The sequence below is a fragment of the Amycolatopsis minnesotensis genome, from assembly GCF_039529815.1.
Taxonomy (GTDB): Bacteria; Actinomycetota; Actinomycetes; order Mycobacteriales; family Pseudonocardiaceae; genus Amycolatopsis; species Amycolatopsis minnesotensis.
Window position 1 is genome coordinate 1 of sequence record NZ_BAAANN010000134.1, and the last position, 927, is coordinate 927.

1 protein-coding gene is annotated in these 927 nt (G+C 64.6%); it reads right to left on the reverse strand.

Annotation, left to right across the window (positions count from 1 at the left end; translation table 11 throughout):
* Positions 1-927: helix-hairpin-helix domain-containing protein (locus ABD256_RS44170; RefSeq protein ID WP_344432402.1), on the reverse strand; the 927-nt coding region annotated here is incomplete at both ends.

Sequence of the window (927 nt, forward strand, 5' to 3'; positions counted from 1 at the left end):
GGGACGAGTCCGCCGCCGAAGATGGACATCTTGTCCTCGCGCCAGTTGACGCGGCCTTTGGCGAGGACGGCGTTGTCTTCGATGAGGTCGGCGGCGAACAGGACGTAGGAGCGGGGGAAGAACAGGACTTCGAGGGAGGCGTCCATGTCTTCGATGGTGCAGATGGCCCAGGGTTCGCCTTTTTTGTTGACGCGGCGTTCGAGGGAGGTGATGAGGCCGGAGATGATGACCTCGCCTTCCTTGGGCGGGTCGGCGAGGATGGCGGCGATGGGGCGGGGTGCATGTTTGCGCAGGATGCGTTCGGCGCCGTCGAGGGGGTGGGCGGAGACGTAGAGGCCGAGCATTTCGCGTTCGTAGGCGAGTAGCTGCTTGCGCGGGTACTCCTCCTCGCCGAACTTGAGGTGTGCCAACGGGGACGACGATGCGGTGTCTTCTCCTGCGGGCGTGGCTGTGTCATTGCCGCCGAAGAGGTCGAACTGGCCCATGGCCTGCTGGCGTTTGAGCGGGACGACGGCTTCCACGGCGTCTTCGTGGACCTGGATCATCGACAGGCGGGTGTTGCCGAGCGAGTCGAACCCGCCGGCTTTGATCAGGGATTCGACGACGCGTTTGTTGCAGGCGACGAGTTCGGACTTGTCGAGGAAGTCGGTGAAGGAGGAGTACTTGCCCTTTTCCTGGCGGGTCTTGATGACCGAGTCGACGACGTTGGCGCCGACGTTGCGGACCGCGCCCATGCCGAAGCGGATGTCGTCGCCGACGGCGGCGAAGCGCAGGGCGGACTCGTTGACGTCCGGCGGCAGCACCTTGATGCCGAGCCTGCGGCACTCGGACAGGTAGATCGCCGACTTGTCCTTGTTGTCCCCCACCGAGGTCAGCAACGCGGCCATGTACTCCGCGGTGTAGTTCGCCTTGAGGTACGCGGTCCAG